The organism is Streptomyces sp. NBC_01283, assembly GCF_041435335.1.
GTDB lineage: Bacteria > Actinomycetota > Actinomycetes > Streptomycetales > Streptomycetaceae > Streptomyces.
Map to the genome: position 1 here is coordinate 4041034 of NZ_CP108430.1, position 24895 is coordinate 4065928.

At 70.0% G+C, this 24895-nt stretch carries 25 protein-coding genes; 9 read left to right on the forward strand and 16 right to left on the reverse strand.

Going from position 1 to position 24895, the window contains the following annotated elements; genetic code table 11:
• Positions 1-83 precede the first annotated feature (83 nt).
• Positions 84-572, forward strand: coding sequence for a YajQ family cyclic di-GMP-binding protein (locus OG302_RS18340; protein ID WP_371527766.1), 489 nt, complete (start codon positions 84-86; stop codon positions 570-572).
• Between the two features lie 122 nt (positions 573-694).
• Here OG302_RS18340 and OG302_RS18345 read toward each other — a convergent pair whose 3' ends face one another.
• The 13 genes from OG302_RS18345 to OG302_RS18405 all read right to left on the reverse strand — a co-directional run bounded on the left by OG302_RS18345 (position 695) and on the right by OG302_RS18405 (position 12471).
• Complete coding sequence (locus OG302_RS18345; RefSeq protein ID WP_361837150.1) at positions 695-961, reverse strand: GlsB/YeaQ/YmgE family stress response membrane protein; 267 nt, start codon at positions 959-961, stop codon at positions 695-697.
• A gap of 135 nt (positions 962-1096) precedes the next feature.
• Positions 1097-1489 carry a YccF domain-containing protein gene (locus tag OG302_RS18350; protein ID WP_371527767.1) on the reverse strand — a complete coding sequence of 131 codons (393 nt, stop codon included), beginning with the start codon at positions 1487-1489 and terminating at the stop codon, positions 1097-1099.
• Complete coding sequence (gene htpX / locus OG302_RS18355) at positions 1486-2349, reverse strand: zinc metalloprotease HtpX (RefSeq protein ID WP_361837145.1); 864 nt, start codon at positions 2347-2349, stop codon at positions 1486-1488. The genes OG302_RS18350 and htpX overlap by 4 nt, the downstream gene beginning before the upstream one ends.
• Before the next feature lie 176 nt (positions 2350-2525).
• On the reverse strand, positions 2526-4058 hold the full coding sequence (locus tag OG302_RS18360) for an NADH-quinone oxidoreductase subunit N (RefSeq protein ID WP_371527768.1): 1533 nt from the start codon (positions 4056-4058) through the stop codon (positions 2526-2528).
• Between the two features lie 2 nt (positions 4059-4060).
• Positions 4061-5659 (reverse strand): NuoM family protein, encoded by a 1599-nt coding sequence (locus tag OG302_RS18365; protein ID WP_371527769.1) that lies wholly within the window; start codon positions 5657-5659, stop codon positions 4061-4063.
• 6 nt (positions 5660-5665) lie between these two features.
• Positions 5666-7660 (reverse strand): NADH-quinone oxidoreductase subunit L, encoded by a 1995-nt coding sequence (locus OG302_RS18370; protein ID WP_371527770.1) that lies wholly within the window; start codon positions 7658-7660, stop codon positions 5666-5668.
• On the reverse strand, positions 7657-8070 hold the full coding sequence (gene nuoK / locus OG302_RS18375) for an NADH-quinone oxidoreductase subunit NuoK (protein WP_371527771.1): 414 nt from the start codon (positions 8068-8070) through the stop codon (positions 7657-7659). Before nuoK ends, OG302_RS18370 begins: the two co-directional genes overlap by 4 nt.
• Positions 8070-8726, reverse strand: coding sequence for an NADH-quinone oxidoreductase subunit J (locus tag OG302_RS18380; RefSeq protein ID WP_371527772.1), 657 nt, complete (start codon positions 8724-8726; stop codon positions 8070-8072). The genes nuoK and OG302_RS18380 overlap by 1 nt, the downstream gene beginning before the upstream one ends.
• Complete coding sequence (locus OG302_RS18385; RefSeq protein WP_371527773.1) at positions 8723-9355, reverse strand: NADH-quinone oxidoreductase subunit I; 633 nt, start codon at positions 9353-9355, stop codon at positions 8723-8725. The genes OG302_RS18380 and OG302_RS18385 overlap by 4 nt, the downstream gene beginning before the upstream one ends.
• On the reverse strand, positions 9355-10323 hold the full coding sequence (locus tag OG302_RS18390) for a complex I subunit 1 family protein (RefSeq protein ID WP_361837128.1): 969 nt from the start codon (positions 10321-10323) through the stop codon (positions 9355-9357). The genes OG302_RS18385 and OG302_RS18390 overlap by 1 nt, the downstream gene beginning before the upstream one ends.
• The gene (locus tag OG302_RS18395; RefSeq protein ID WP_371527774.1) at positions 10320-11387 is read right to left on the reverse strand and encodes an NADH-quinone oxidoreductase subunit C; all 1068 of its coding nucleotides are present in this window, start codon (positions 11385-11387) and stop codon (positions 10320-10322) included. Before OG302_RS18395 ends, OG302_RS18390 begins: the two co-directional genes overlap by 4 nt.
• Positions 11384-12091 (reverse strand): NADH-quinone oxidoreductase subunit B, encoded by a 708-nt coding sequence (locus OG302_RS18400; protein WP_371527775.1) that lies wholly within the window; start codon positions 12089-12091, stop codon positions 11384-11386. The genes OG302_RS18395 and OG302_RS18400 overlap by 4 nt, the downstream gene beginning before the upstream one ends.
• Complete coding sequence (locus tag OG302_RS18405) at positions 12082-12471, reverse strand: NADH-quinone oxidoreductase subunit A (RefSeq protein WP_371527776.1); 390 nt, start codon at positions 12469-12471, stop codon at positions 12082-12084. Before OG302_RS18405 ends, OG302_RS18400 begins: the two co-directional genes overlap by 10 nt.
• 293 nt (positions 12472-12764) lie before the next feature.
• Here OG302_RS18405 and OG302_RS18410 point away from each other — a divergent pair, with 293 nt between their 5' ends.
• The 5 genes from OG302_RS18410 to OG302_RS18430 all read left to right on the forward strand — a co-directional run bounded on the left by OG302_RS18410 (position 12765) and on the right by OG302_RS18430 (position 19712).
• Positions 12765-14024 (forward strand): sensor histidine kinase, encoded by a 1260-nt coding sequence (locus tag OG302_RS18410; RefSeq protein ID WP_371527777.1) that lies wholly within the window; start codon positions 12765-12767, stop codon positions 14022-14024.
• 127 nt (positions 14025-14151) lie between these two features.
• Positions 14152-15510: a sensor histidine kinase gene (locus OG302_RS18415; protein WP_371527778.1), complete on the forward strand. Its 1359-nt coding sequence runs from the start codon at positions 14152-14154 to the stop codon at positions 15508-15510.
• A gap of 241 nt (positions 15511-15751) precedes the next feature.
• On the forward strand, positions 15752-16411 hold the full coding sequence (locus OG302_RS18420) for a LuxR C-terminal-related transcriptional regulator (RefSeq protein WP_371750157.1): 660 nt from the start codon (positions 15752-15754) through the stop codon (positions 16409-16411).
• 279 nt (positions 16412-16690) lie between these two features.
• A complete protein-coding gene (locus OG302_RS18425) occupies positions 16691-18622 on the forward strand; it encodes a 2-oxoacid:acceptor oxidoreductase subunit alpha (protein ID WP_371527779.1) in 1932 nt (643 codons plus the stop codon).
• The gene (locus OG302_RS18430) at positions 18615-19712 is read left to right on the forward strand and encodes a 2-oxoacid:ferredoxin oxidoreductase subunit beta (protein WP_371527780.1); all 1098 of its coding nucleotides are present in this window, start codon (positions 18615-18617) and stop codon (positions 19710-19712) included. Before OG302_RS18425 ends, OG302_RS18430 begins: the two co-directional genes overlap by 8 nt.
• Positions 19713-19769: 57 nt before the next feature.
• On the opposite strand, the gene OG302_RS18435 is transcribed toward OG302_RS18430, so the two are convergent.
• On the reverse strand, positions 19770-20141 hold the full coding sequence (locus OG302_RS18435; RefSeq protein ID WP_371527781.1) for a winged helix-turn-helix transcriptional regulator: 372 nt from the start codon (positions 20139-20141) through the stop codon (positions 19770-19772).
• A gap of 91 nt (positions 20142-20232) precedes the next feature.
• On the opposite strand from OG302_RS18435, the gene OG302_RS18440 reads away from it, so the two are divergent.
• Complete coding sequence (locus OG302_RS18440; protein WP_371527782.1) at positions 20233-21093, forward strand: NAD(P)H-binding protein; 861 nt, start codon at positions 20233-20235, stop codon at positions 21091-21093.
• A gap of 169 nt (positions 21094-21262) precedes the next feature.
• The gene (gene rarD / locus OG302_RS18445) at positions 21263-22273 is read left to right on the forward strand and encodes an EamA family transporter RarD (RefSeq protein ID WP_371527783.1); all 1011 of its coding nucleotides are present in this window, start codon (positions 21263-21265) and stop codon (positions 22271-22273) included.
• Between the two features lie 61 nt (positions 22274-22334).
• On the opposite strand, the gene OG302_RS18450 is transcribed toward rarD, so the two are convergent.
• Positions 22335-23189 carry an NAD(P)H-binding protein gene (locus OG302_RS18450; protein ID WP_371527784.1) on the reverse strand — a complete coding sequence of 285 codons (855 nt, stop codon included), beginning with the start codon at positions 23187-23189 and terminating at the stop codon, positions 22335-22337.
• Between the two features lie 101 nt (positions 23190-23290).
• Between OG302_RS18450 and OG302_RS18455 the strand changes: the two genes are divergently transcribed.
• The gene (locus OG302_RS18455) at positions 23291-24187 is read left to right on the forward strand and encodes an AraC family transcriptional regulator (RefSeq protein ID WP_371527785.1); all 897 of its coding nucleotides are present in this window, start codon (positions 23291-23293) and stop codon (positions 24185-24187) included.
• Positions 24188-24235: 48 nt separating this feature from the next.
• On the opposite strand, the gene OG302_RS18460 is transcribed toward OG302_RS18455, so the two are convergent.
• Positions 24236-24805 carry a TetR/AcrR family transcriptional regulator gene (locus tag OG302_RS18460; protein WP_371527786.1) on the reverse strand — a complete coding sequence of 190 codons (570 nt, stop codon included), beginning with the start codon at positions 24803-24805 and terminating at the stop codon, positions 24236-24238.
• Positions 24806-24895: the final 90 nt, after the last annotated feature.

Sequence of the window (24895 nt, forward strand, 5' to 3'; positions counted from 1 at the left end):
GCTAGGCTTTGCGGATGCGGCCAGGGACCGACGGCCGTGCACCAGCTGAGTACGCAGACCCCCGATACAAGGAGCCACAGGACATGGCCGACTCCAGTTTCGACATCGTCTCGAAGGTCGAGCGGCAGGAGGTCGACAACGCCCTCAACCAGGCCGCCAAGGAGATCTCGCAGCGCTACGACTTCAAGGGCACGGGTGCCTCGATCGCCTGGTCCGGCGAGAAGATCCTGATGGAGGCGAACGGCGAGGAGCGGGTCAAGGCGATCCTCGACATCTTCCAGTCCAAGCTGATCAAGCGCGGCATCTCGCTGAAGTCGCTCGACGCGGGCGAGCCGCAGTTGTCCGGCAAGGAGTACAAGATCTTCGCCTCGATCGAAGAGGGCATCTCCCAGGAGAACGCGAAGAAGGTCGCCAAGATCATCCGCGATGAGGGCCCCAAGGGCGTCAAGGCGCAGGTCCAGGGCGACGAGCTGCGGGTCAGCTCGAAGAGCCGCGACGACCTGCAGGCCGTACAGGCGCTGCTCAAGGGGCAGGACTTCGACTTCGACGTGCAGTTCGCGAACTACCGGTAGTCGCCGGTAAGTACTGGTTGTTGCTTGTCGTGCGACGCCGAAGGGCGGGCACCCGATTCGGGTGCCCGCCCTTGCTGCTGGCCGCAGATCGGGGGATCGCCGCCTGAGGCGGCGTGCGTGACTCAGCGGCGTGAGTGGCCGAAGAGGATGCGGTAGGCGACGAGCAGGACGAGTGAGCCGCCGATGGCCGCCGCCCAGGTCGCTCCGTCGTAGACGTCGGTGGCTATCGGGCGGTCGAGGTAGCGGGCGGATAGCCAGCCGCCGATGAAGGCGCCCGCGATGCCGATGAGGGTCGTGCCGATGAAGCCGCCCGGGTCGCGGCCCGGCAGCAGGATCTTGGCGACGACACCGGCCACGAGCCCCAGAACGATCCAGCTGATGATGCCCATGCGGTGAACCTGCCCCTCTACGTGCTGTTGTCCTTGAGGACGTCACGGGAGCGGGGCGCGGTTGCGGTGATCAGCGTGATGCGGCGTATGACACACGAGGGCCGCGCCGCTGTGCGGCACGGCCCGGGAGGTGCGTCAGCGCGTCGCGAACGGCTGGTCCGTGCGCACGATTTCGCGGCCGAGCGGCATCAACGACACCGGGATCAGCTTGAAGTTGGCGACGCCCAGCGGGATGCCGATGATCGTGACGCACAGGAGGAAGCCCGTGACGATGTGGCCGAGCGCGAGCCACCAGCCCGCGAGGATCAGCCACAGGACGTTCACGATGCAGGACGGCGCGCCCGCGTCGCGGCGCTCAACTGTCGTGTAGCCGAAGGGCCACAGGGCATAGCGGCCGATCCGGAAGCTGGCGACTCCGAACGGGATGCCGATAATCGTGATGCACAGGAGCACCCCGGCCAGGAGATAGCCGAGGAACATCCAGAAGCCGCACAGGACTAGCCAGATGACGTTGAGGATTGTCTTCACTGTTGGCGACCTGCCATCTGCTCGAGCCGGGCAATGCGCTCCGCCATCGGCGGATGCGTGGAGAACATCTTGGACATGCCCTGCCCGGGACGGAAAGGGTTCGCAATCATCATGTGACTTGCCGTCTCGATGCGTGGCTCGGGGGGCAGCGGAAGCTGCTTGGTGCCCGCGTCGAGTTTGCGCAGGGCGCTCGCGAGGGCCAGTGGGTCCCCCGTGAGCTGTGCGCCGGACGCGTCGGCCTCGTACTCCCTGGAGCGGCTGATCGCGAGCTGGATGACGGAGGCGGCCAGCGGGCCCAGGAGCATGATCAGCAGCATGCCGAAGATGCCGGGGCCTTCGTTGTCGTTCGACCTGCCGACCGGGATCAGCCAGGCGAAGTTGACGAGGAACATGATCACCGAGGCGAGGGCGCCGGCGACCGACGAGATCAGGATGTCGCGGTTGTAGACGTGGCTCAGCTCGTGGCCGATGACTCCGCGCAGCTCACGCTCGTCGAGGAGGCGCAGGATGCCGTCGGTGCAGCACACCGCCGCGTTGCGCGGATTGCGGCCGGTCGCGAAGGCGTTCGGCGCCTCGGTGGGCGAGATGTAGAGCCGGGGCATGGGCTGGCGGGCCTGGGTGGAGAGCTCGCGGACCATGCGATAGAGCTCGGGGGCCTCGAATTCGCTCACCGGGCGCGCGCGCATAGCGCGCAGGGCGAGCTTGTCGCTGTTCCAGTACGCGTACGCGTTGGTGCCGAGCGCCACGAAGAGTGCGACGATCAAGCCCGTACGTCCGAAGAAACTGCCGATGACGAGGATGAGAGCGGACAGTCCCCCGAGGAGTACGGCGGTCTTCAGCCCGTTGTGCCGGCGGTGCACGGTGCGCCCTCCTGTGGTGCGTGGGGGAACCCTCTGTCTGCTGGTGCTTCCACTCTTCAGTGGACCCTCCCGTACTGGTCAACGCCAGGCGGGGAGCACTAGTTCCCTTGTGCACGCAGGAGCGGTGTGGGCCGCTCGGGTGATGCCCGAGCGGCCCCCGCGGAGAAGGTGACGCGTCAGAAAAGGCCGGTGCCGGAGAACCTCAGGACGAGTTGCGGTGCTCCGGAGAGCGCGATGCCGAGGACCGCGGTGAGGGCGATGGCCGCCGTCAGGGGGGCCGGGACGCGGTGTTTGACCGGCTCGCCCTCGGGGGCGCGGAACAGCAGCGCGGTCCACTGGAGGTAGTAGAAGAGAGCGATCACCACGTTCACGGCCATCACCACGGCGAGCCAGCCCAGGCCCGCGTCGACCGCCGCCGAGAAGACGGTGACCTTCGCGAAGAGGCCGATGATGCCCGGCGGCAGGCCCGCGAGGCAGAGCAGGAAGAAGCCGAGCACCAGGGCCGCGAGCGGGCTTCGGGCGTAGAGGCCTCGGTAGTCGCTGACGCGGTTCAGGCGCTGCGTACGGCCGACAAGGGCGGCGACGGCGAAGGCGCCGAGGTTCACGGCCGCGTACATCAGGGCGTACGCGACGGTGGAGCCGACGGCCTTCTCGGCCTCCGCGGGGTTGTCGGCGTATCCGGCCGCCGCGATCGGCACGAGGAGGTATCCCGCCTGGCCGACCGAGGACCAGGCGAGCAGGCGTACCGCGCTGTACGCGCGCGTAGCCTGCTGGCGCAGCGCCGCCACGTTGCCCGCGGTCATGGTGAGGGCGGCGAGCACGGCGAGTGCCGGTCCCCACACGTCCGCGTACGAGGGGAACGCGACGACGGTGACGAGGATCAGGCCGGTGAAGCCGACCGCCTTGCCGACCACCGAGAGATACGCGGCGATCGGCAGCGGCGCGCCCACGTAGGTGTCGGGCACCCAGAAGTGGAAGGGCACGGCGGCCACCTTGAAGGCGAAGCCGACGAGGGTGAGGGCGACGCCGGTCTGGGCGAGCGTGTCCAGCTGCCCGTCGACATGCTGGAGCTCCTCGGCGATCTCCGTGAGGTGCAGGGTGCCGGTCGCGGCGTACACGAAGCTGACGCCCATCAGCGTCACGGCGGTCGCGGTGACGGACGAGAGGAAGAACTTCAGGGCCGCTTCGGAGGACCGCTTGTCGCCGTGCCGCAGACCGACGAGCGCGAAGGCGGGCAGGGAGGCGACCTCCAGGGCGACGATGAGCGTCGCGAGGTCGCGCGAGGCGGGCAGCAGCGCGGCACCCGCCGCGGAGGAGAGCAGCAGGAACCAGAACTCCCCTTCGGGGAGTTCCTTGTCGGTGCCGTTCGCGTCCTTGAGCGTGCTCATCGACAGCAGCGCGGCCAGCAGGGCGCCGCCGAGGACGAGCAGTTGGATGACGAGCGTGAAGCGGTCCGCGGTGTAGCTGCAGGCTTCGGCGCCGCCGGTCAGGCAGAACGTCGACCGGTCGTCGTTCAGGATCGGCAGGAGTGAGAGCGCGGCGGCGGCAAGGCCCGCCACGGAGATCCAGCCGAGCAGCGCCTTCTTGTTGTCGCCCACGAAGAGGTCGGCGACGAGCACGAGGAGACCGACGACCGCCGCGATGGTGGGCGGGGCGATCGCGAGCCAGTCGACGGACTGGACGACGCCGGCGGCGCTTTCGGCGGCCATGGTCACGACTTGCCTCCTGAGAGGAGCTGCTGCACGGCCGGGTCGGTGAGGCCGAGCAGAGCGGCGGGCCAGAGTCCGGCGAGCACGGTGAGGGCGACGAGCGGCGTCCAGGCGGCGAACTCATAGCCCTGGACGTCGGCGAGCGCCGGGGTTTCGGTCTTGGCGGCACCCTGGGGCCCCTGAGCCACCGGGCCCATGCAGACACGGCGTACGACGATGAGCATGTACGCGGCGGTGAGCAGGGTGCCGAAGGCGGCGATCGCCATGAAGGTGAGGAAGGCCGGGCGGCTGAGGTCGTCGGCGGGCTTGAACGCGCCGAACAGGGCGAGCATCTCGCCCCAGAATCCGGCGAGGCCCGGAAGGCCGAGCGAGGCGACCGCGCCGAACGCGAGGAGGCCGCCGAGGCGGGGTGCCTTGCCGTAGAGCGCGGCGCCCGATTCCTGCGCGAGGGTGTCGAGGTCGCTGGTGCCGGTGCGGTCCTTCAGCGCACCGACGAGGAAGAACAGCAGGCCGGTGATGAGGCCGTGCGCGATGTTGGCGAACAGCGCGCCGTTCACGCCGGTCGGGCTCATCGTCGAGATGCCGAGGAGCACGAAGCCCATGTGGCCCACGGACGAGTACGCGATGAGGCGCTTGAGGTCGCCCTTCGCGCCCTGCTTGGCGAGGGCGAGGCAGGCGAGCGAGCCGTAGATGATCCCGACGACCGCGAAGGCCGCGAGGTACGGCGCGAAGGTGTGCATCCCGTCGGGTGCGATCGGCAGCAGGATCCGGACGAACCCGTACGTTCCCATCTTCAGCAGCACACCGGCCAGCAGGACCGAGCCGACGGTGGGCGCGGCGGTGTGCGCGTCCGGCAGCCAGCTGTGCAGCGGCCACATCGGCGTCTTGACCGCGAGCCCGATCCCGATCGCCAGAACGGCGATGACCTGCACGGATGTGGTCAGGCCCCGGCCGTTGTCAGTGGCGAGTGCCACCATGTCGAATGTGCCGGACTTGAGGCCGATGAGGAGGAGACCGAGCAGCATCACGACGGAGCCGAGCAGCGTGTAGAGGATGAACTTCCAGGCAGCCTGCGTGCGTTCGGCGCCGCCCCAGCGGGCGATGAGGAAGTACATCGGGATGAGGACCATCTCGAACGCCAGGAAGAACAGCAGCAGATCGAGGACGGCGAAGGTCGCGAGGGTGCCGGACTCGAGCACGAGGATCAGCGCGACGAATGCCTTGGGAGACGGGCCCGTTGGCATTTTGAAGTAGGAGTACAGCGCGCAGAGGAAGGTCAGCAGCGCGGTCAGGACCAGGAGGGGGAGCGAGATGCCGTCGATGCCGAGGTGGATGCGCACGTCGAGTGCGGGGATCCAGCTGATATCGGTCGTGGCCTGCATCTTTGACGGGTGGTCATGGTCGAAGCCGAGCGCGAGAGTGATCGCGGCGATGAGGATCACGCCGGTCACGAGCACGCCGTGGCGGAGCACCGCCTGGTCGGGTGACTTCCCCTTCAGTCCTGGCGGGGCGGGCAGGAGAGCCGCGACGGCGCCGATGAGCGGGCCGACCACGATCAACGCGAGAAGAAGCTGCATCACGGATTCACTGATATCGATCACGGCTGCTCACGCTCCGACGGTGGCGACGAGGACGGCGGCGACAGCCAGGACGACGGTGCCTGCGAGCAGCGCGCTCAAGTAGGTCTGCACATTGCCGGTCTGCGCGCGGCGGACGGCCGCGCCGAGCCAGCGGGGTGCGGTGCCCGCGCCGCGTACGTAGGTGTCGACGACCTCGCGGTCGAGGAACCGGACGAGGCGTGCGGCGGCCTGGACGGGGCGCACGAACAGGGCGGTGTACACGGCGTCGAGGTGGAAGCCGACGGCGGCGTGCCGGTGCAGCGGCCCGAGCAGGAGGCGGCCGGGGTCGGCCGGGTCGTGGGCGGCGGCCACGTCTCCGTAGGCGGGGGTGTGGGTGGCGATGGCCTCGGCCTCGACGACGCCTCCGTCGGCTCCCGCGTCGGCGGCGACCGCGCCCATCGGATGCCGGGCGGCGAGCGCCGTGGTGTGGCGCCACGCGCCGTACGTGACGAGTCCGCCGACGAGGGCGAATCCCGTGCCGAGTACGGAGGTGGTGAGGGTCGGGGTGAGCGAGTGGCCGTCGAACCAGTCCGGCAGGACACCGACGGTGAGGCCGAAGGCGAGTGAGGGGACGGCGAGCACCCAGAGCACGGCGATCATCGTGACGGGCTGCCTGCCGTGGTCGGGGGCTGCGGGGCCCCTGCCGTTGAAGGCGAGCAGCCACAGGCGCGTCGCGTAGGCGGCGGTGAGGAGGGCGGTCAGCAGACCGGCGATCAGGACGATCCAGCCCGCCGCGGTGGGGGCGGTCTCGGAGTGGCCGGTGGCCGCGTGCTCGGCGGCGCCCAGGACGGCTTCCTTGGAGAAGAAGCCGCTGAACGGCGGGATCGCGGCGAGCGCGAGGAGCGCCACGGTCATCGTCCAGAACGCGTCGGGGACCCGGTCGCGCAGGCCCTTCATGCGGGACATCGCGGCGAGGGAGTTGGTGCCGGCGGCGTGGATGATCACGCCCGCGCCGAGGAAGAGGAGTGCCTTGAACGCGCCGTGCGAGAGGAGGTGGAAGACGGCGGCACCGCGGTCGCCGACGGCGAGGGCGCCGGTCAGATAGCCGAGCTGGCCGATCGTCGAGTAGGCGAGGACGCGCTTGATGTCGTCCTGGGCGAGCGCCGCGAGGGCCGAGCCGGCCATCGTGACGGCGGCCATGACGGCGAGGACGACCAGGGCCGCCGACGAGGCGGCGAAGATCGGGAGGAGCCGGGCCACGAAGTAGACACCGGCGGCGACCATCGTCGCGGCGTGGATGAGCGCGGAGACGGGCGTGGGGCCCGCCATCGCGTCGGGCAGCCAGGTGTGCAGCGGGAACTGCGCCGACTTGCCCGCCACACCGGCGAGGAGCAGCAGGGCGATCAGCGTCGGGTGGTCGAGGCCGCCGTCCGCGACCTTCGCGAGGATGGTCGTGATGCGGAACGACCCGGCGTCGACTGCGAGCGCGAACAGGCCGATCAGGAAGGGGACGTCGCCGAGCTTGGTGACGAGGAAGGCCTTGAGGGAGGCCGCGCGGGCTTCGGGCGTCTCCCAGTAGTGGCCGACGAGGAAGTACGAGCAGATGCCCATGATCTCCCAGCCGACCAGGAGCACCATCAGGTCGCCGGAGTAGACGACGAGCAGCATCGCGGAGGTGAAGAGGGAGACGAGAGCGGCGTACGAGGGGTAGCGCGGGTCGTCGCGCAGGTAACCCGTCGAGTAGATCTGCACGCAGGAGGCGACGACGCCGACGAGTACGGCGACGAGGGCGGCGAAGCCGTCGATGTGCAGGGCGAGTTCGACGGGGACCGAGCCGGTCGGGGTGAGCTCGGTCGCGGAGTCGATGTCGGCGCCGCCGCCGTGGCGGGCGGCGACCAGGACGGCGATGACCAGCGCCGCCAGGGTGGGCAGCACCGCGAGGGGGCGTACGAGACCCGGGACGGTGCGGCCGAGCAGCAGGCCGGCGAGCGAGCCGAGGAACGGCAGGAGGGGGACGAGTACGGCGAGGGTGGTCGTGGTCACGCGGTGGCCTCAGCCTTCTGCGACTTCTTCGGCTTCTCTGCCGTCTCCGCCGGGGCGGGTTCTTCGGCGGCGGCGCCCTCGGCGTCGTCATCGGGGTCGTCGGGGCGCTCGGCGGTGTCGCGGAGTTCGTCGACGGCGGAGGAGCCGCGGTTGCGGTAGACCGCCAGGACGATCGCGAGGCCGATGCCGATCTCCGCCGCGGCGATGGCGATGGTGAAGAGGGTCAGGGCCTGGCCGGAGTGGAGGGCGTCGCGGAGCCAGACGTCGAAGGCGACCAGGTTGAGGTTGACGGCGTTGAGCATCAGCTCGACGGACATCAGGACCAGGATCGCGTTGCGGCGGGCGAGGACTCCGTACAGGCCTACGCAGAAGAGGAGAACGGCCAGGACGGCGGGATAGGCGAGGTGCATCAGCGCTGCTCCTTGTCGCTGGGGGCACCGGTCGTGGGGCTGTCGCCGGGGGCGCCGGTCAGGCGGGTCATGCGGGCGTTCCTGCGGGAGAGGACGATCGCGCCGACCAGGGCGGCGAGGAGCAGGACCGAGAGGGCCTCGAAGGGCAGTACCCAGTGCTGGAAGAGGAACTTCCCGGTCACCGCGGTGGAGCCCTGGGCCTCGTCGGCGGCGCGGTCGAGGTCGATCCAGGTCGTCCGGAAGGCGTCGACGACGACCCACACCAGCGCGGCGGCCGCGAGGACGGCTACCGCGAGCGCGACCGGGCGGTTGCCCGAATCGGCGTCCGGGGAGCGGCCGATGGGGGCCCGGGTGAGCATCAGTCCGAACAGGAGGAGGACGACGACGGAGCCGACGTAGATCAGTACCTGCACCCAGGCGATGAACTCGGCGGTGAGCAGGAGGTACTCGACGGCCAGGCCGCCGAGGGTCGCCACTAGCCAGAGAGCGGCGTGCACCAGCTGCTTGGTGGTGACGGTGACGATCGCCGAGCCGAGGGTGACGAGGCCGACCAGGAGGAAGGCGATCTCCACTCCCGTCGGGGAGAGGAAGCCCTGGGGGGCGTTGGCCGCCAGCGGGGCGTTGGCCGCCAGGGCGGCGGTGGCTGCGAGGGTCACGCGTCTCCCTCCGGTGCGGACGGCGCTTCGGGGGACGGTGCTTCGGAGGACGGCGCTTCCGGGGACGCGGCGGCGGCTTCGGCTGCCTGAGCGGCTTCGGCTTCCTGGGCCGCGGCCAGCTTCTCCGCCGCCTTGCGTGCCGTGACGATTTCCTTGGGGTCCTCGGCGGCGGGGTCCAGGGCCGGCGGGGCCGGGACCGTCCACATCCAGTCGCGGAGCTTGTCGCGCTCGTGGGTGAGTTCGTGGATGTCGGTCTCGGCGTACTCGAACTCCGGGGACCAGAACAGTGCGTCGAAGGGGCAGACCTCGATGCAGATGCCGCAGTACATGCAGAGGGAGAAGTCGATGGCGAAGCGGTCGAGGACGTTGCGGCTGCGCTCGCGCCCGCCTTCGACGGCCGGCGGCACCGTCTCCTTGTGGGAGTCGATGTAGATGCACCAGTCCGGGCACTCGCGGGCGCAGAGCATGCAGACCGTGCAGTTCTCCTCGAAGAGCCCGATGACGCCCCGGGTGCGGGGCGGGAGTTCGGGCTGGTGCTCCGGGTACTGCTCGGTGACGGTTTTCTTCGTCATCGTGCGGAGGGTGACGGCGAGGCCCTTGGCCAGGCCGGATCCGGGGATCGGGGCCACTAGTTGATCGCCACCTTCACGATGCCGGTGAGCGCGATCTGCGCGAGTGCGAGGGGGACGAGGAGGGTCCAGGAGAGCTTCTGGAGCTGGTCCTCGCGGAGACGGGGGTAGCTGACGCGGAGCCAGATCACCACGAAGGCGAGCAGTCCGGTCTTCAGGAGGGTCCAGACCCAGCCGAGGCCGTCGGCACCCCATGGGCCGTGCCAGCCGCCGAGGAACAGGACGGTGGTGAGGCCGCAGAGGACGACGATTCCGGCGTACTCGGCGAGCAGGAAGAGGGCGAATCGGAGGCCCGTGTACTCGGTGTACGCGCCGAAGATGATCTCCGAGTCGGCGACCGGCATGTCGAAGGGCGGGCGCTGGAGTTCGGCGAGGCCCGCGACGAAGAAGACGAGGGCGCCGACGATCTGCCAGGGCAGCCACCACCACTCGAAGGCGTTGAGGATGCCGGGCAGCGAGACCGTCCCGGCGGCCATCGCCACGGAGGCCGCGGCGAGCAGCATCGGGAGTTCGTACGCCAGGAGCTGGGCGGCGGTGCGCAGGCCGCCGAGGAGGGAGAACTTGTTGGCGCTCGCCCAGCCCGCCATGAGCGAGCCGAGTACGCCGACGCCCATGACCGCGAGCACGAAGAAGATGCCCGCGTCGACGAGTTGGCCGACGGCGCCTTCGCTCGGGCCGATGGGGATGGCGATCAGGACGAGGAGGTACGGCAGCAGGGCGACGGCGGGGGCGAGCTGGAAGATGCGGCGGTCGGCCTCGGCCGGTACGACGTCTTCCTTCTGCGCGAACTTGACTCCGTCGGCGACGAGCTGGGCCCAGCCGTGGAATCCGCCCGCGTGCATGGGGCCGAGGCGGCCCTGCATGTGGGCCATCACCTTGTGCTCGGTCTGGCCGATGACCAGGGGCAGGACCATGAAGACGGCGAAGACGATGAGGAGACGCAGGGCGACGTCGAGCGCGTCGGTCACTCCGAGCCTCCTGCGCGGTTGTCCTCTGTGCCGGCTGTGCCGGCTGTGTCGGCCGTTTCAGGTGTGCTGTCGGTGCTGTCGGTGCCTTCGGTGCTGGTGTCGCCGGTGTCGGTGTCGGGGGTTTTGGGCGGCTCCGGGGTTTCCCGTACCGGCTTCTCTGGGGTCTCGAATGCCGGGCGGGCCTGGTGCCATGGGGCGTCGGAAGCGGCTTCGGGGGCCGCTTTCGGCTTCGCCTCGGGAGACTTCGCCTCGGGAGACTTCGGCTCGGGAGACTTCGCCTCGGGCGCCGGCTCCCCCGCCGGTCGCTGCGACGCCGAGCCCTGGCTCACGCTGCGCGTCCGGCGCGGAGTCGGAGGCTCGGGCTGCGCCCCCTCCGCCTGACCGGCAGCCGCCGCGCCCGCCTGGCTCGCCGAGCCCTCCCCCGCCGTCCGCGTCCGGCGGACCGGGCGGTCGCCCGCCGCGCGGGCTGCGCCGCGGGCCGGGCGGGCCGGGGCAGCGGGGAGCTGGCCCTTCAGGGGGCCCCATTCGTTCGGGTCGGGTACGCCGGGCGGCAGCATCTGGCGGCGCTTGGGCCCGCCGTGCTCCGACTCCCCCGGCTCCTTCGCACCGGGCCACGCCTTGGCGACCCGGGCCGCCAGGACGAAGTCCTTGCGGAGGGGGTGGCCTTCGAAGGTGTCCGGGAGGAGCAGCGGCACGAGGTGCGGGTGGCCCTCGAAAGCGACGCCGAACATCTCGTGCGTCTCGCGCTCGTGCCACGCCGCGCCCGCGTAGACGCCGACCGCGGTCGGCAGCACCGGGGCGTCGTGCGGAACGGTCGTACGGATGAGGAGACGTCGTACCGGAGAGAGGGCGACGACATGGGCCGAGACCTGGAAGCCCGTGCCCGGTTCATCGACGGCGCTCAGCCAGTCGAAGTAGGTGCAGGTCAGGGTCGTGCGCGCGGTTTCGAGCGCCGCGATCCACGAGCTCGGCGGGACGTCGACCGTCAAGAGGTCGTACGACTCGTCCGCCGTGGCCTCCGCACCGAAGAGCTCCTCGACGGGGCTCGGCAGCCAGCCGGTCATGCCTTCCCCTCCCCCGGCGTCGAGGCGTCCGGCGCCACCGGCGGCTTCACGAGCCCGCTCTGGAGAGCCGCCGCCGAAGGCCGGTTGCCATTGCCCTTCCCGCTGCCGCCGCCCTTCCCGCTGCCGTTGCCGTACCGCTCGCTCAGCGACTCCGACGCGATCTTCTCCTGGAGCTTGAGGATGCCCTGGAGGAGCGCCTCGGGCCGGGGCGGGCAGCCGGGTACGTACACATCGACCGGAATGATCTGGTCGACGCCCTTGGTCACCGCGTACGAATCCCAGTACGGGCCGCCGCAGTTGGAGCAGGCGCCGAAGGAGATGACGTACTTGGGCTCGGGCATCTGCTCGTACAGGCGCTTCACGGCCGGGGCCATCTTGTCCGTGACCGTGCCGGAGACGACCATCAGGTCGGCCTGTCGCGGCCCCGGCGCGAACGGGATCACGCCGAGCCGGATGAAGTCGTGCCGGGCCATGGAGGCGGCGATGAACTCGATGGCGCAACAGGCGAGGCCGAAGTTGAAGACCCACAACGAGTACCGGCGGCCCCAGTTGAGGACCACCTTCATCGGCTCGGGGGCCAGGCGCGAGAGCACGCCGAGCTTCTCCGGCTCGGGGCGCAGCACCGGCTCCGGCAGATCGACGGAGGCGGAGCCGGACGCGGGAGCGGAAACCGGGGTGGAAGCGGAAGCGGGGGTCACGTCCATGTGAGGACGCCCTTCTTGTATGCGTACAGCAGGCCCACGGTCAGGAAGCCGAGGAAGATGAACATCTCCACCAGCGTCGTCGCACCGTAGCCGGGCGCGGCGAAAACCGTCGCCCATGGAAAGAGGAAGATCGAGTCGACGGCGAAGATGACGTAGAGGAACGCGTAGACGTAGTAGCGGACCTGGGTGTGGGCCCAGCCCTCGCCGACCGGGTCGACACCGCACTCGTACGTCAGGAGCTTCTCGGGTGTCGGCACGACGGGCCGCAACAGCCGCCCCGCGCCGAAGGCTACGGCGACGAACAGCACGCCGACCACGGCGAGCAGTCCGACGACGGAGTACGACTGGTAGTAGCTCGCCGCGACATTCGGCACGTGCACGTCAGCCCCTCACTCCCTGTTCTCTCCGACCGCGGATCACCGGTCACCGACCACGTCATCAATCGCGCGATCGATCACGTCATTGCCACCGGCTACTGAACACTGATCACTGTTCGACGATCTGTACGCACGGGAGTCTAGGGCCTGCTAAAGACGAGGTAAGCAGAGCGTCACGCATCGGCAAGTACTCGCCGCATCCATCGACGGATCGTTCGACGGGTGGGGTTATCCCCCGGACGTCCTGGCGGCCCTCCTCATGGCATCGCGGCGGCGAGCCGTGCACCCTAACGCGTATGACCGCACGCGCCACGTCCTCGATCACCTACCCGGGCTCCCCGGGATCCCCGGCTTCCCCACCGCCGCCACCCGCGCGCTTCGCGGCGTACGACCGGCAGACCTGGAAGGAGATCGCGTATCTCCTCGCCAACCTGCCGATCGGCGTGGCCGGTTTCGTCTACGTGGTCGTGACGCTCGCGGCCGGCGGCGGTCTCGCCGTGACGGTCGTCGGACTGCCGCTGCTCGCGGGCGCGCTGATCGGCGCGCGCCAGATCGGCAGGGCGGAGCGGGCGCGGGCGCGGAAGTTGCTCGGTCTGCGGATCGACGAGCCGAGCCCGATGCCGAAGCAGCGGGGGCACGGTTTCTTCAGCTGGCTGTGGTCGAGCCTTAAGGATCCGGTCGGCTGGCGCACGATGCTGTACTCGTTCATGCGGCTGCCCTGGGGCGTGATGACCTTCGCCGTCGCCCTGATCGGTCTCTTCGTGCTGTGGCCCGTGCTCCCCTACATCGTGCGGGGCCTGACCAACGCCGACCGCGTGATGGCGCGCGGCCTGCTCTCGCCCTCCGACGAACTGGAGCGGCGCATCGTGGAATTGGAATCGGACCGCGGTGTGGTCGTCGACACGGCCGCGGCCGACCTGCGCCGCATCGAGCGCGACCTGCACGACGGGGCACAGGCCCGCCTGGTCGCACTCGCCATGGGGCTCGGTCTGGCCAAGGAGAAGCTCCTGGAGGGCCAGGCCGACGACACGGTGGCGGCGATGGTCGACGAGGCGCACGGCGAGGTGAAGCTCGCCCTCCAGGAACTGCGCGACCTGGCCCGCGGCATCCACCCGGCGGTCCTGACCGACCGCGGCCTGGACGCGGCCCTTTCCTCGGTGGCCTCGAGGTGCACGGTCCCGGTGAAGGTGACCGCCGATCTGCCGGCCCGCCCGGCCGCCGCGATCGAGGGCATCGCGTACTTCACGGTCTCCGAGCTGCTTCAGAACGTGAGCAAGCACAGCGGGGCCCGTTCGGCCTCCGTGGAGGTGTGGCGTGCCGACCAGCGGCTGCTCATCCAGGTGTGGGACGACGGCAGGGGCGGCGCGAGCCTCGACGGCGGCACGGGCATGGCGGGGCTCGCGGACCGGCTCGGCGCGGTCGACGGCCTGTTCGTGATCGAGTCGCCGGAGGGCGGCCCCACGACGATCACGGCGGAGCTGCCCTGGCGGGACAGGGACAGGGACCGGGACCAGACGGCCCGTGACAGCGACCGGGACCAGGCGGCCCGGGGGTAGGGAAAACCCCCGGTCGAAGACACCTACGCACCACATGGTCCGGATCAGCTTCGGCCAGCACTCTTGAGGTACGACGCCGAAGCAGACCCCACACATCACGCGGACCGAGCAGAAACGGACGACACCGATGGCCACGGAGTACGGACAGGAGTACGGACGCATGGACCGTTCGGAGTTCCGGGGATCCGACCTCGACGAGCGACGCCGCCGTGTCCCCGCCGGGCTGCGCGCGCCGATCGAGGCCCGCGCCTGGAAGGAGTTCGGCTATGTGCTCCTCAGCCTGCCGATCAGCATCGTCACCTTCACGTTCGCGGTCACGATGCTGTCGCTCGGCGCCGGCCTGCTGATCACGTTCATCGGCATCCCGGTGCTCGCCGCCGGGCTCGCCGCCTGCCGCGGCATCGGCTCGCTGGAGCGGGTGCGGGCGCGGGCACTGCTCGGCGTGGAGGTGGCGAACCCGGAGCCGCTGCGGCCCAAGAACGGCGGCGGGATGATGGCGTGGATGGGTGCCGTGCTCAAGAGCGGCGTCTCCTGGCGGCACGTCCTCTACGCCATCCTCCACATGCCCTGGGCGATCTTCTCCTTCACCGTGTCGGTGATGTTCTGGACGTACGGCTGGGCGATGCTCACGTACCCGCTGTGGCGCTGGGTCTTCCCGGCCTACGCCGGCCAGGACGGCATCCAGCTCTACGGCGACGACGGCCACCGCATCTACCTGGACAACCCCTTCGAGATCGGTGTCACCGCCCTCACCGGCCTGCTGATCACGCTGGCCACCCCCTGGATCATCCGGGCCCTGACCACCGTCGACCGCGTCATGGTGGCCGGTCTGCTCGGCCCGTCGAGTCTGGCCACGCGCGTCGTCGAGCTGGAGTCGGACCGCGGTGTCGTGGTCGACACGGCCGCGGCCGACCTGCGCCGCATCGAGCGCGACCTGCACGACGGGGCGCAGGCCCGCCTGGTCGCACTCGCCATGGACCTGGGCCTGGCCAAGGAGAAGCTGACGGAGGACCCGGAGGCCGCGGCGCGCATGGTGGGCGAGGCGCACGGCGAGGTGAAGGTGGCCCTCCAGGAGCTGCGCGACCTGGCCCGCGGGATCCACCCGGCGGTCCTGACCGACCGCGGCCTGGACGCGGCCCTTTCCTCGCTCGCCGCCCGGTGCACGGTCCCGGTCCAGGTCGAGGTGGATCTGCCCGCGCGGCCGGCCGCCGCGATCGAGGGCATCGCGTACTTCACGGTCTCCGAGCTCCTGCAGAACATCAGCAAGCACGCGCGGGCGTCCCGTGGCTCGGTCGACGTCTGGCAGGTCGAGGACCGGCTGATGCTCCAGGTCACCGACGACGGCGCCGGGGGCGCGGACGTGACCGCCGGTTCCGGCCTGGCCGGGCTCGCCGAGCGGCTCGACGCGGTCGACGGGATCCTGGTCGTGGACTCACCGGTGGGCGGTCCCACGACGGTGACGGCCGAGCTGCCCTGGCGGGCGTAGCCGTCGGCCTCCGGCAGGCGTAGCCCTGGACCGGACCTCTCCTCCGCTCACCCATCCGGTCGCCCCGCAGCACGGGCGGCCGGATAGGTGCTGTCCGTGCCCGCTCCTCCGGCCGCCAGGAGCGAACAAGGGCAAGCGGTTGTCCGCGAACGCCGTAACGCCCCTCCGTACGCGCGATACTGAGGTGCCGGGGGACATCCAGAATCAAATATGCCGGGGGGCCGTGAACGTGGAGGACAAAGTGCGGGTCGTCATCGCCGAGGATTCGGTGCTGCTCAGGGAGGGCCTGACCCGGTTGCTGACCGACCGCGGGCACGACGTCGTCGCGGGGGTCGGCGACGCGGACGCGCTGATCAAGACGATCAACGAACTCTCCTCCGAGGGCGAGCTGCCCGATGTGGTCGTCGCCGACGTGCGCATGCCTCCGACGCACACCGACGAGGGGGTGCGTGCCGCGGTGCACCTGCGCCACCAGTTCCCGGGGCTCGGGGTGCTCGTCCTGTCGCAGTACGTCGAGGAGCAGTACGCCACCGAGCTGCTCGCCGGGTCCAGCCGTGGTGTCGGCTATCTGCTCAAGGACCGCGTCGCCGAGGTGCGCGAGTTCGTGGACGCCGTGGTGCGTGTCGCGCAGGGCGGCACCGCGCTCGACCCGGAGGTCGTGGCGCAGCTGCTCGGCCGCAGCCGCAAGCAGGACGTCCTCGCGGGGCTTACTCCGCGCGAGCGCGAGGTACTCGGTCTGATGGCCGAGGGGCGGACGAACTCCGCGGTGGCCCGGCAGTTGGTGGTGAGCGACGGTGCGGTCGAGAAGCACGTCAGCAACATCTTCCTGAAGCTGGGGCTATCGCAGAGTGACGGGGATCACCGGCGCGTGCTGGCGGTCCTCACCTACCTCAACTCCTAGCGATCTGACACTCTGTCAGCTATTTGGCGGCACGGAAAACCAATGGCAGCAGCATGAGTACGGAGAACAGTCCTAGAACCAAAGGATGAGTGGGGGGCGTCTTCCATGACGGCCAGGGGATGCGGCACATCATGACAAAACGGGGCAATGAAGCGTCTCAAAAGCACGTCCGTCATGCGATCAACCCCAGGAAGGTGACCCTTACAGACGTAGGGTGGGCCTTGGGAAGGCCGGTCGCCCAGCCCTTCCCGCTCAGCCGCCCGAGGGAGGTCCAGTTCAGTGACCAGCCAGGTCAGTAGCCCAGCCGAGCAGGCCGATGGGGCAGTCGTCGGAGAGCAGCGCAAGCCTGCTGGTGAGAAGGATGTACGCCGTCTGGACCGGGTGATCATTCGCTTCGCGGGTGACTCCGGTGACGGTATGCAGCTCACCGGTGACCGGTTCACGTCGGAGACGGCGTCCTTCGGGAACGACCTCTCGACACTGCCGAACTTCCCCGCCGAGATCCGTGCTCCAGCCGGGACCCTGCCGGGCGTCTCCTCCTTTCAGCTGCATTTCGCCGATCACGACATCCTCACGCCGGGCGACGCGCCGAACGTGCTCGTCGCGATGAATCCGGCGGCGCTGAAGGCGAACATCGCCGACGTGCCGCGCGGGGCGGAGATCATCGTCAACACGGACGAGTTCTCCAAACGGGCGATGCAGAAGGTCGGCTACGAGGTCTCGCCGCTGGAAGACGGTTCGCTGGACGGCTACAGCGTCCACCCGGTGCCGCTGACGACGCTGACGGTCGAGGCGCTCAAGGAGTTCGACCTCTCGCGCAAGGACGCCGGCCGCAGCAAGAACATGTTCGCGCTCGGCCTGCTGTCGTGGATGTACCACCGCCCGACCGAGGGCACCGAGAAGTTCCTGCGCACGAAGTTCGCCAAGAAGCCGGACATCGCCGAGGCGAACATCGCCGCCTTCCACGCGGGCTGGAACTTCGGCGAGACGACGGAGGACTTCGCCGTCTCGTACGAGGTGGCCCCGGCCGCCCACGCCTTCCCGACCGGCACCTACCGCAACATCTCCGGGAATCTGGCCCTCTCCTACGGCCTGATCGCCGCGGGCCGGCAGGCGGACCTGCCGCTCTACCTGGGTTCGTACCCGATCACCCCGGCCTCCGACATCCTGCACGAGCTGTCCAGGCACAAGAACTTCGGTGTGCGGACCTTCCAGGCCGAGGACGAGATCGCGGGGATCGGCGCCGCGCTGGGTGCGGCGTTCGGCGGCTCGCTCGCGGTGACGACGACCTCGGGGCCCGGTGTGGCGCTGAAGTCGGAGACCATCGGCCTCGCGGTGTCGCTGGAACTGCCGCTGCTGGTCGTGGACATCCAGCGCGGCGGCCCTTCGACCGGCCTGCCGACCAAGACCGAGCAGGCGGATCTGCTGCAGGCGATGTTCGGGCGCAACGGCGAGGCGCCGGTGCCGATCGTGGCACCCAAGACCCCGGCGGACTGCTTCGACGCGGCGCTGGAGGCGGCCCGCATCGCGGTCACCTACCGCACGCCGGTCTTCCTGCTGTCCGACGGCTACCTGGCCAACGGCTCCGAGCCGTGGCGCATCCCGGACACCGATGAACTCCCGGACCTGCGCGTCCAGTTCGCCTCGGGGACCAACCACACCGAGGACGACGGCACCGAGGTCTTCTGGCCCTACAAGCGCGACCCGCAGACCCTGGCCCGCCCCTGGGCGATCCCCGGCACGCCCGGCCTCGAACACCGCATCGGCGGCATCGAGAAGCAGGACGGCACCGGCAACATCTCCTACGACCCCGCCAACCACGACTTCATGGTCCGCACCCGCCAGGCCAAGATCGACGGCATCCAGGTCCCCGACCTCGAAGTCGACGACGCGACCGGCGACGCCAAGTTGCTGGTCCTGGGCTGGGGTTCGACCTACGGGCCCATCACCGCCGCGGTACGCCGCCTGCGGGCGGTCGGCGAGAGCGTGGCCCAGGCCCATCTGCGCCACCTCAACCCCTTCCCCCACAACCTGGGCGAGGTCCTGAAGCGTTACGACAAGGTGGTGATTCCCGAGATGAACCTCGGGCAGCTCGCCACTCTCCTCCGCGCCAAGTACCTCGTGGACGCGGTCTCGTACAACCAGGTCAATGGAATGCCGTTCAAGGCCGAGCAGCTCGCCACGGCTCTCAAGGAGGCCATCAATGGCTGACACGAAGACCGAAGGCACCGGGAGCACGATCGAAGCGCTTTCCCTGGTCCCCAAGGCCGAGGCCAAGCAGTCCATGAAGGACTTCAAGTCCGACCAGGAGGTGCGCTGGTGCCCCGGCTGCGGTGACTACGCCGTCCTGGCCGCCGTGCAGGGCTTCATGCCCGAACTCGGCCTGGCCAAGGAGAACATCGTCTTCGTCTCCGGCATCGGCTGCTCCTCCCGCTTCCCGTACTACATGAACACCTACGGGATGCACTCCATCCACGGCCGTGCCCCCGCCATCGCCACCGGACTGGCCTCCTCACGCCGCGACCTGAGCGTGTGGGTGGTCACCGGCGACGGCGACGCACTGTCCATCGGCGGCAACCACCTCATCCACGCCCTGCGCCGCAACGTCAACCTGAAGATCCTGCTCTTCAACAACCGCATCTACGGCCTCACCAAGGGCCAGTACTCCCCGACCTCCGAAGTCGGCAAGATCACCAAATCCACGCCGATGGGCTCCCTCGACGCACCCTTCAACCCCGTCTCCCTCGCCATCGGCGCCGAAGCCTCCTTCGTGGCCCGCACCGTGGACTCCGACCGCAAACACCTCACCTCGGTACTGCGCGAGGCCGCCGAACACCCCGGCACCGCCCTGGTGGAGATCTACCAGAACTGCAACATCTTCAACGACGGCGCCTTCGAGGTCCTCAAGGACAAACAGCAGGCCGAAGAAGCCGTCATCCGCCTGGAACACGGCCAGCCCATCCGCTTCGGAGCACCCCTGGAAAACGGCCTGGGCTCCAAGGGCGTCGTCCGCGATGCGGCCACCGGTGACCTCAAAGTCGTCCCGGTCACCTCTGAGACCGAGTCTCAGATCCTCATCCACGACGCGCACTCCACCTCGCCCACGCTCGCGTTCGCACTGTCCCGCCTCGCCGACCCCGACACCCTGCACCACACCCCCATCGGCGTCTTCCGCAACGTCGAACGCCCCGTCTACGACACCCTGATGTCCGACCAACTCGACACCGCCATCGAGCAGAACGGCAAGGGCGACCTGGCCGCACTCCTCGCGGGCGGCGACACCTGGACCGTCGTCGGCTGACCCGGCACGCCCCTCGCTCAACTCGCCCGACCCGAAGCCCGGTTCAGAGTCCCGAACTCAGGACCGGGCTTCGTCGTACGCCTGGCGCGCTTCCTGTACGTCCGCGAGGCGCCGCTCGGTCCACTCGGCGAGCACCCGGACCTGCGCCCCGGCCTCGCGGCCGAGGTCGGTGAGCGAGTAGTCGACGCGCGGCGGAATGACCGGCTTGGCGTCGCGGTGCACGAGGCCGTCGCGCTCCAGGGTCTGCAGGGTCTGCGTCAGCATCTTCTCGCTGACCCGGCCGAGGGCCCGGCGTAGCTCGCTGAAGCGGTACGAGCGCTCGTCCAGGGCGATCAGGACGAGCACGCCCCAGCGGCTCGTGACGTGCTCCAGGACGAGACGCTGCGGGCACATTCCCTCGTCCCCGAGGTTCCAGTTACTTACTGCCATGCCAGTACCTTACTTCAAAGTGGGTACTTTCCAATAGTTAGCGCCCAACGTAAGCTCATCGTCAGAACCACACCAAAGGGAGATTCAAGACATGAGCATCGTTGTCACCGGAGCCACCGGACAGCTCGGCCGTCTCGTCATCGACGGACTGCTCGACGCGCAGGTGCCCGCCGGGCAGATAGCCGCCGTCGTCCGCGACAAGGAGAAGGCCGCCGGTCTCGCAGCGCGCGGCGTCGAGCTGCGCATCGCGGACTACAGCGCGCCCGAGACCCTCGCCGGCGTCTTCGCCGCGGGGGACAGGGTCCTGCTGATCTCCGGCAGCGAGGTCGGGCAGCGCGTGCCGCAGCACGCCGCGGTGATCGACGCCGCGCGTGCGGCGGGCGTCGCGCTCCTCGCGTACACCGGCGTCCTGGGCGGGCCCGACGCCGACTTCGACCTCGCGGCCGAGCACAAGGTGACCGAGCAGCTCATCCTCGACTCCGGCCTTCCGTACACCTTCCTGCGCAACGGCTGGTACCACGAGAACTACACCGCCAACCTCGCCCCCGTCCTGGAGCACGGCGCCGTCGTCGCCTCCGCGGGCGACGGCCGGGTCGGTTCCGCCTCGCGCGCCGACTACGCGGCGGCCGCCGTCGCCGTACTGACCGGCGAGGGCCACGAGGGCAAGGCGTACGAGCTGAGCGGCGACGTGGCGTGGAGCCTGGCCGAGTACGCCGCCGAGGTCGCGCGGCAGAGCGGCAAGGACATCTCGTACGCGAATGTCCCCGCCGAGCAGAACCTCGCGATCCTGACCGGCGCCGGGCTTCCCGAGCAGTTCGCCGCGATCCTCGTCGACGTGGACGCGGCGATCCAGCGGGGTCTGCTCGCCGGCGGGAGCGGCGAGCTGTCGCGCCTGATCGGGCGCCCGACGACGCCTGTCGCGGACGCGATCTCGGCGGCCCTGAAGGGCTGAAGGCCTCACGGGGCTGACGGGCTGACGGGCTGAAGCCGCAGGTCGTGGGGGTGCGCGGGGAGTGTGCACGACGTCATGACCGTTTTCGTGAGACGGGCATGACACGAGGGTGTCCGTGCCGCTACCTTCTTGGGTGCAGCGTGGGGCTGCCTTGCACCAAGGAGGGGCCGTGGACGCTGCCGCAGCCGAGCAGTCGAAGAGCGAGCAGCGCATAGGCCTGCTGAACGGTTTCGCGGCCTACGGGATGTGGGGCCTCGTGCCCCTGTTCTGGCCGCTGCTCAAGCCGGCCGGGGCGGGCGAGATCCTCGCGCACCGGATGGCCTGGTCCCTCGTCGTGGTCGGCGTCGCGCTGCTGGCCGTGCGGCGCTGGGCCTGGGCGGGCGAGCTGATCCGGCAGCCGCGCAAGCTGGGCCTCGTGACGATCGCCGCGGCGGTCATCACGGTCAACTGGGGCGTCTACATCTGGGCCGTGAACTCCGGCCACGTCGTGGAGGCCTCCCTCGGCTACTTCATCAACCCCCTCGTCACCATCGCCATGGGCGTCCTGCTCCTCGGCGAACGGCTGCGGCCCGTGCAGTGGGCGGCCGTCGCCGTCGGCCTCGCGGCGGTCCTCGTCCTCGCCTTCGGGTACGGGCAGCCGCCGTGGATCTCGCTCTGCCTCGCCTTCTCCTTCGCCACGTACGGCCTGGTGAAGAAGAAGGTCGGCCTCAGCGGTCTGGAGTCCCTGGCCGCCGAGACCGCGATCCAGTTCCTGCCCGCGGTCGGGTTCCTGGTGTGGCTCGGGGTGCGGGGCGACGCCACGTTCGGCACGGAGGGCGGTTTCGGGCACGGGGCGCTGCTCGCGGCGACCGGTGTGGTCACCGCCATTCCCCTCGTCTGCTTCGGGGCCGCGGCGATCCGGGTGCCGCTCGCGACGCTGGGGATGCTGCAGTACCTCGCGCCCGTCTTCCAGTTCCTGCTCGGCATCCTGTACTTCCATGAGGCGATGCCGCCCGAGCGGTGGGCCGGGTTCGGTCTTGTGTGGCTGGCGCTGACGTTGCTGACGTGGGACGCGGTGCGGGGGGCTCGGCGCACCGCGGTTCGGCTTGCCGCTGCGCGGGCTTCCGCGGTTCCTGTTGCGGGGCGGGATACGGAGCCGATGACTCCCGCTGCCGGGCGGGAAGCGGAGTCCTCGGTCTGACCTTTCCCGCGGGTGCGCCGTGGCTGGTCGCGCAGTTCCCCGCGCCCATACGGGGCACTGCTCAGTTCCAGGCCGCCGAAGCTGCCGCTGCCTTCGCGTAGACGCTGAAGTCCCGGGGCTCCCGGCCCAGGACATCTCGTACGCCTGTCACCGGCGCCGCGTTGTAGCCGGTCTTCAGCCAGTCGAGGACGTCGGCGAGGGCGCGGGCGATGTCGGCCGGGACGTCGGCCGCGGTCAGCTCCGCGACGTACTCGTCCGGGGTGATGTGCTCGAAGCGCATCGGCCGCCCCGAGGCCTCCGCCAGCTCCGCGACCGCGTCGGCGAAGCTCAGCGCGCGGGGTCCTGACAGCTCGTACGTACGGCCCGTGTGCCCCTCCTCGGTGAGCAGGGCCGCGGCCACCTCCACGATGTCCTCCACATCGATGAACGGCTCCGGCACGTCGCCGACGGGCAGCGCGAGGCGGCCTTCGAGCAGGGCCGTGGCGAAGATGTCCTCGTCGAAGTTCTGCGAGAAGTTGTTCGGGCGGATCACCGTCCAGTCGACGTCCGCCGCGCGCACCACGCGCTCGGCCTCCGCCATGGACGGCTCGAAGGAGTCCTTGAACACCTCGACGCCCCGCCCGGACAGGACCACGAAGCGGCGTACGCCCGCCGCCACGGCCGTGTCCACGAAGTCGGCGATCGGCTCGGGTTCGGGCGGGCCGACGAGGTAGAGGGCGGTCACGCCCTGAAGGACCGGGGCCCACGTGGAGCGGTCGTTCCAGTCGAAGCGGGTCTCGCCGGAGCGCGAGGCCGCGCGCACGGTGTGGCCCGCGGCCCTGAGCAGGGGCACCAGGCGGCGGCCGGTCTTGCCGGTGGCGCCGAGCACGAGGATGAGGGCGTCGGGCTGCGTCTGCTTCTTCGGGTTCGTGGTCATGGGTCAAGCCAACTCCCCCTGCCCGGAGGGTGACATGGGAGCCCGTCTCGCGTGCATGGGAGTACGTCCACGGGGCTCGGGCTCCGTTTACGGTGGAGGGCATGGACGCTCTGGGGGATCTGCTGCGCGGGGTACGCGCGGACGGCGCGCTGTTCGGTCGCACGGTGCTGAACGGGCCGTGGGAGGTGGTCCGCGACGAGGGGGCGGCCCTGACGCTGATCACGGTGATGCGCGGCACGGCCCGGATCACCGCCGCGTCGGGCGAGCCGCAAATCCTGGAGGAGGGAGGGGCGGCCGTGGTCTGCACGACGGCACCGTTCACGCTGTCGGCGCCTTCCGCGGCCGAATCCGGGGCTTACGCAGCCGAATCCGGGGCGGAGTGCGAACTCATCACCGGTGCGTACCAACTGGACGGCGCGGTGGGCCGGCGGCTCATCAGCATGCTGCCGCCGCTCCTCGTGGTCCCGTCCAGCGAGGACTGCACGCCCATCCTGGAGCTCATCGCCTCGGAGGTGGCCGCCGACCGGCCGGGGCGCCAGTACGTGATGGACCGGATGCTCGACTGGATGCTGGCCTGCACCCTGCGCGACTGGTTCGAACTGCCGGACGCCTGCCCGCCCGACTGGTACATCGCCCTCGGCGACGAGGTGGTCGGCCCCGCGCTGCACGCCATGCACGACGAGCCGTCGCGGCCCTGGACGGTGGCGTCGCTCGCCGCGCGCGCCCAGGTGTCGCGCGCGCTGTTCGCCCGCAACTTCGCCGAGCTCGTGGGCAGGCCGCCGATGGCGTACCTCACCGAGTGGCGCATGACGCTCGCCGCCGAACTGCTCGCCGAGCCGGGCGCGACGGTGGCCGCCGTGGCCGGGCAGGTGGGATACGCCGACGGATTCGGCTTCAGCGACGCCTTCAAGCGAATCCGCGGAATCGCACCGAGCGGCTACCGCGCCTCACTGGGCACGAGGCGCCCGGCTTCCGGACCACTCAGGGCAGCGGGCTGACCGCCGGCCCCGCGGAATTCTCGAGCCGGGCGGCTGCCACGACAGAACTCACAGCAGGAGCCGCGTCACCATCTCGTCGATGAGGCGCTCGGGCCGATGCGGGGCCAGCAGCCCGGGGAGGGTCAGCTCGTCCAGCATGAGCCCGGACATGGCCATGTAGAGCAGCACCATGCCCGTCCCGTCGCCCGGCAGCCCGTGGTCGAGGTGGAAGCTGATGTTGCCCTCCATCTCGGCGCTGAAGAAGCGCGTCAGTTCGGCGTGCAGCTCAGGGTTCCTGGTGGCCATCAGGCGGAGCTCCAGCATGGCCAGATGGGAGCTGCGGTCGGCCCGCATCCGTTCGACGATCCCGCGCATGAAGGTCTTCACCAGCTCGTGCGACGGCTCCGCCTCCAGGTCCTTGGCCACATCCGACGGATCGGGCGTCAGCCGCTCGCGGGTGCGCCCCATGATCTGGCCGAGCATGTCGGCGCGGTTGGTGAAGTAGTTGGACGCCGTACCCGTGGGCACGGCCGCCTCGGTGTCGAGGGCGCGGAGGGTCAGCCCGCGTGCCCCCTCGCGGGCGAGCACCTCGATGGCGGCGTCGAGCAGGGCGACGCGGCGGGCGGGGTTCTGACGCATGACGTTCTCCCGGGACAGGAAACAGGGACGGGGGACAGGGGGCGGGGGGCGGGGACAGGTTTCGGTTCGGCGATCCATTGACACCACTGC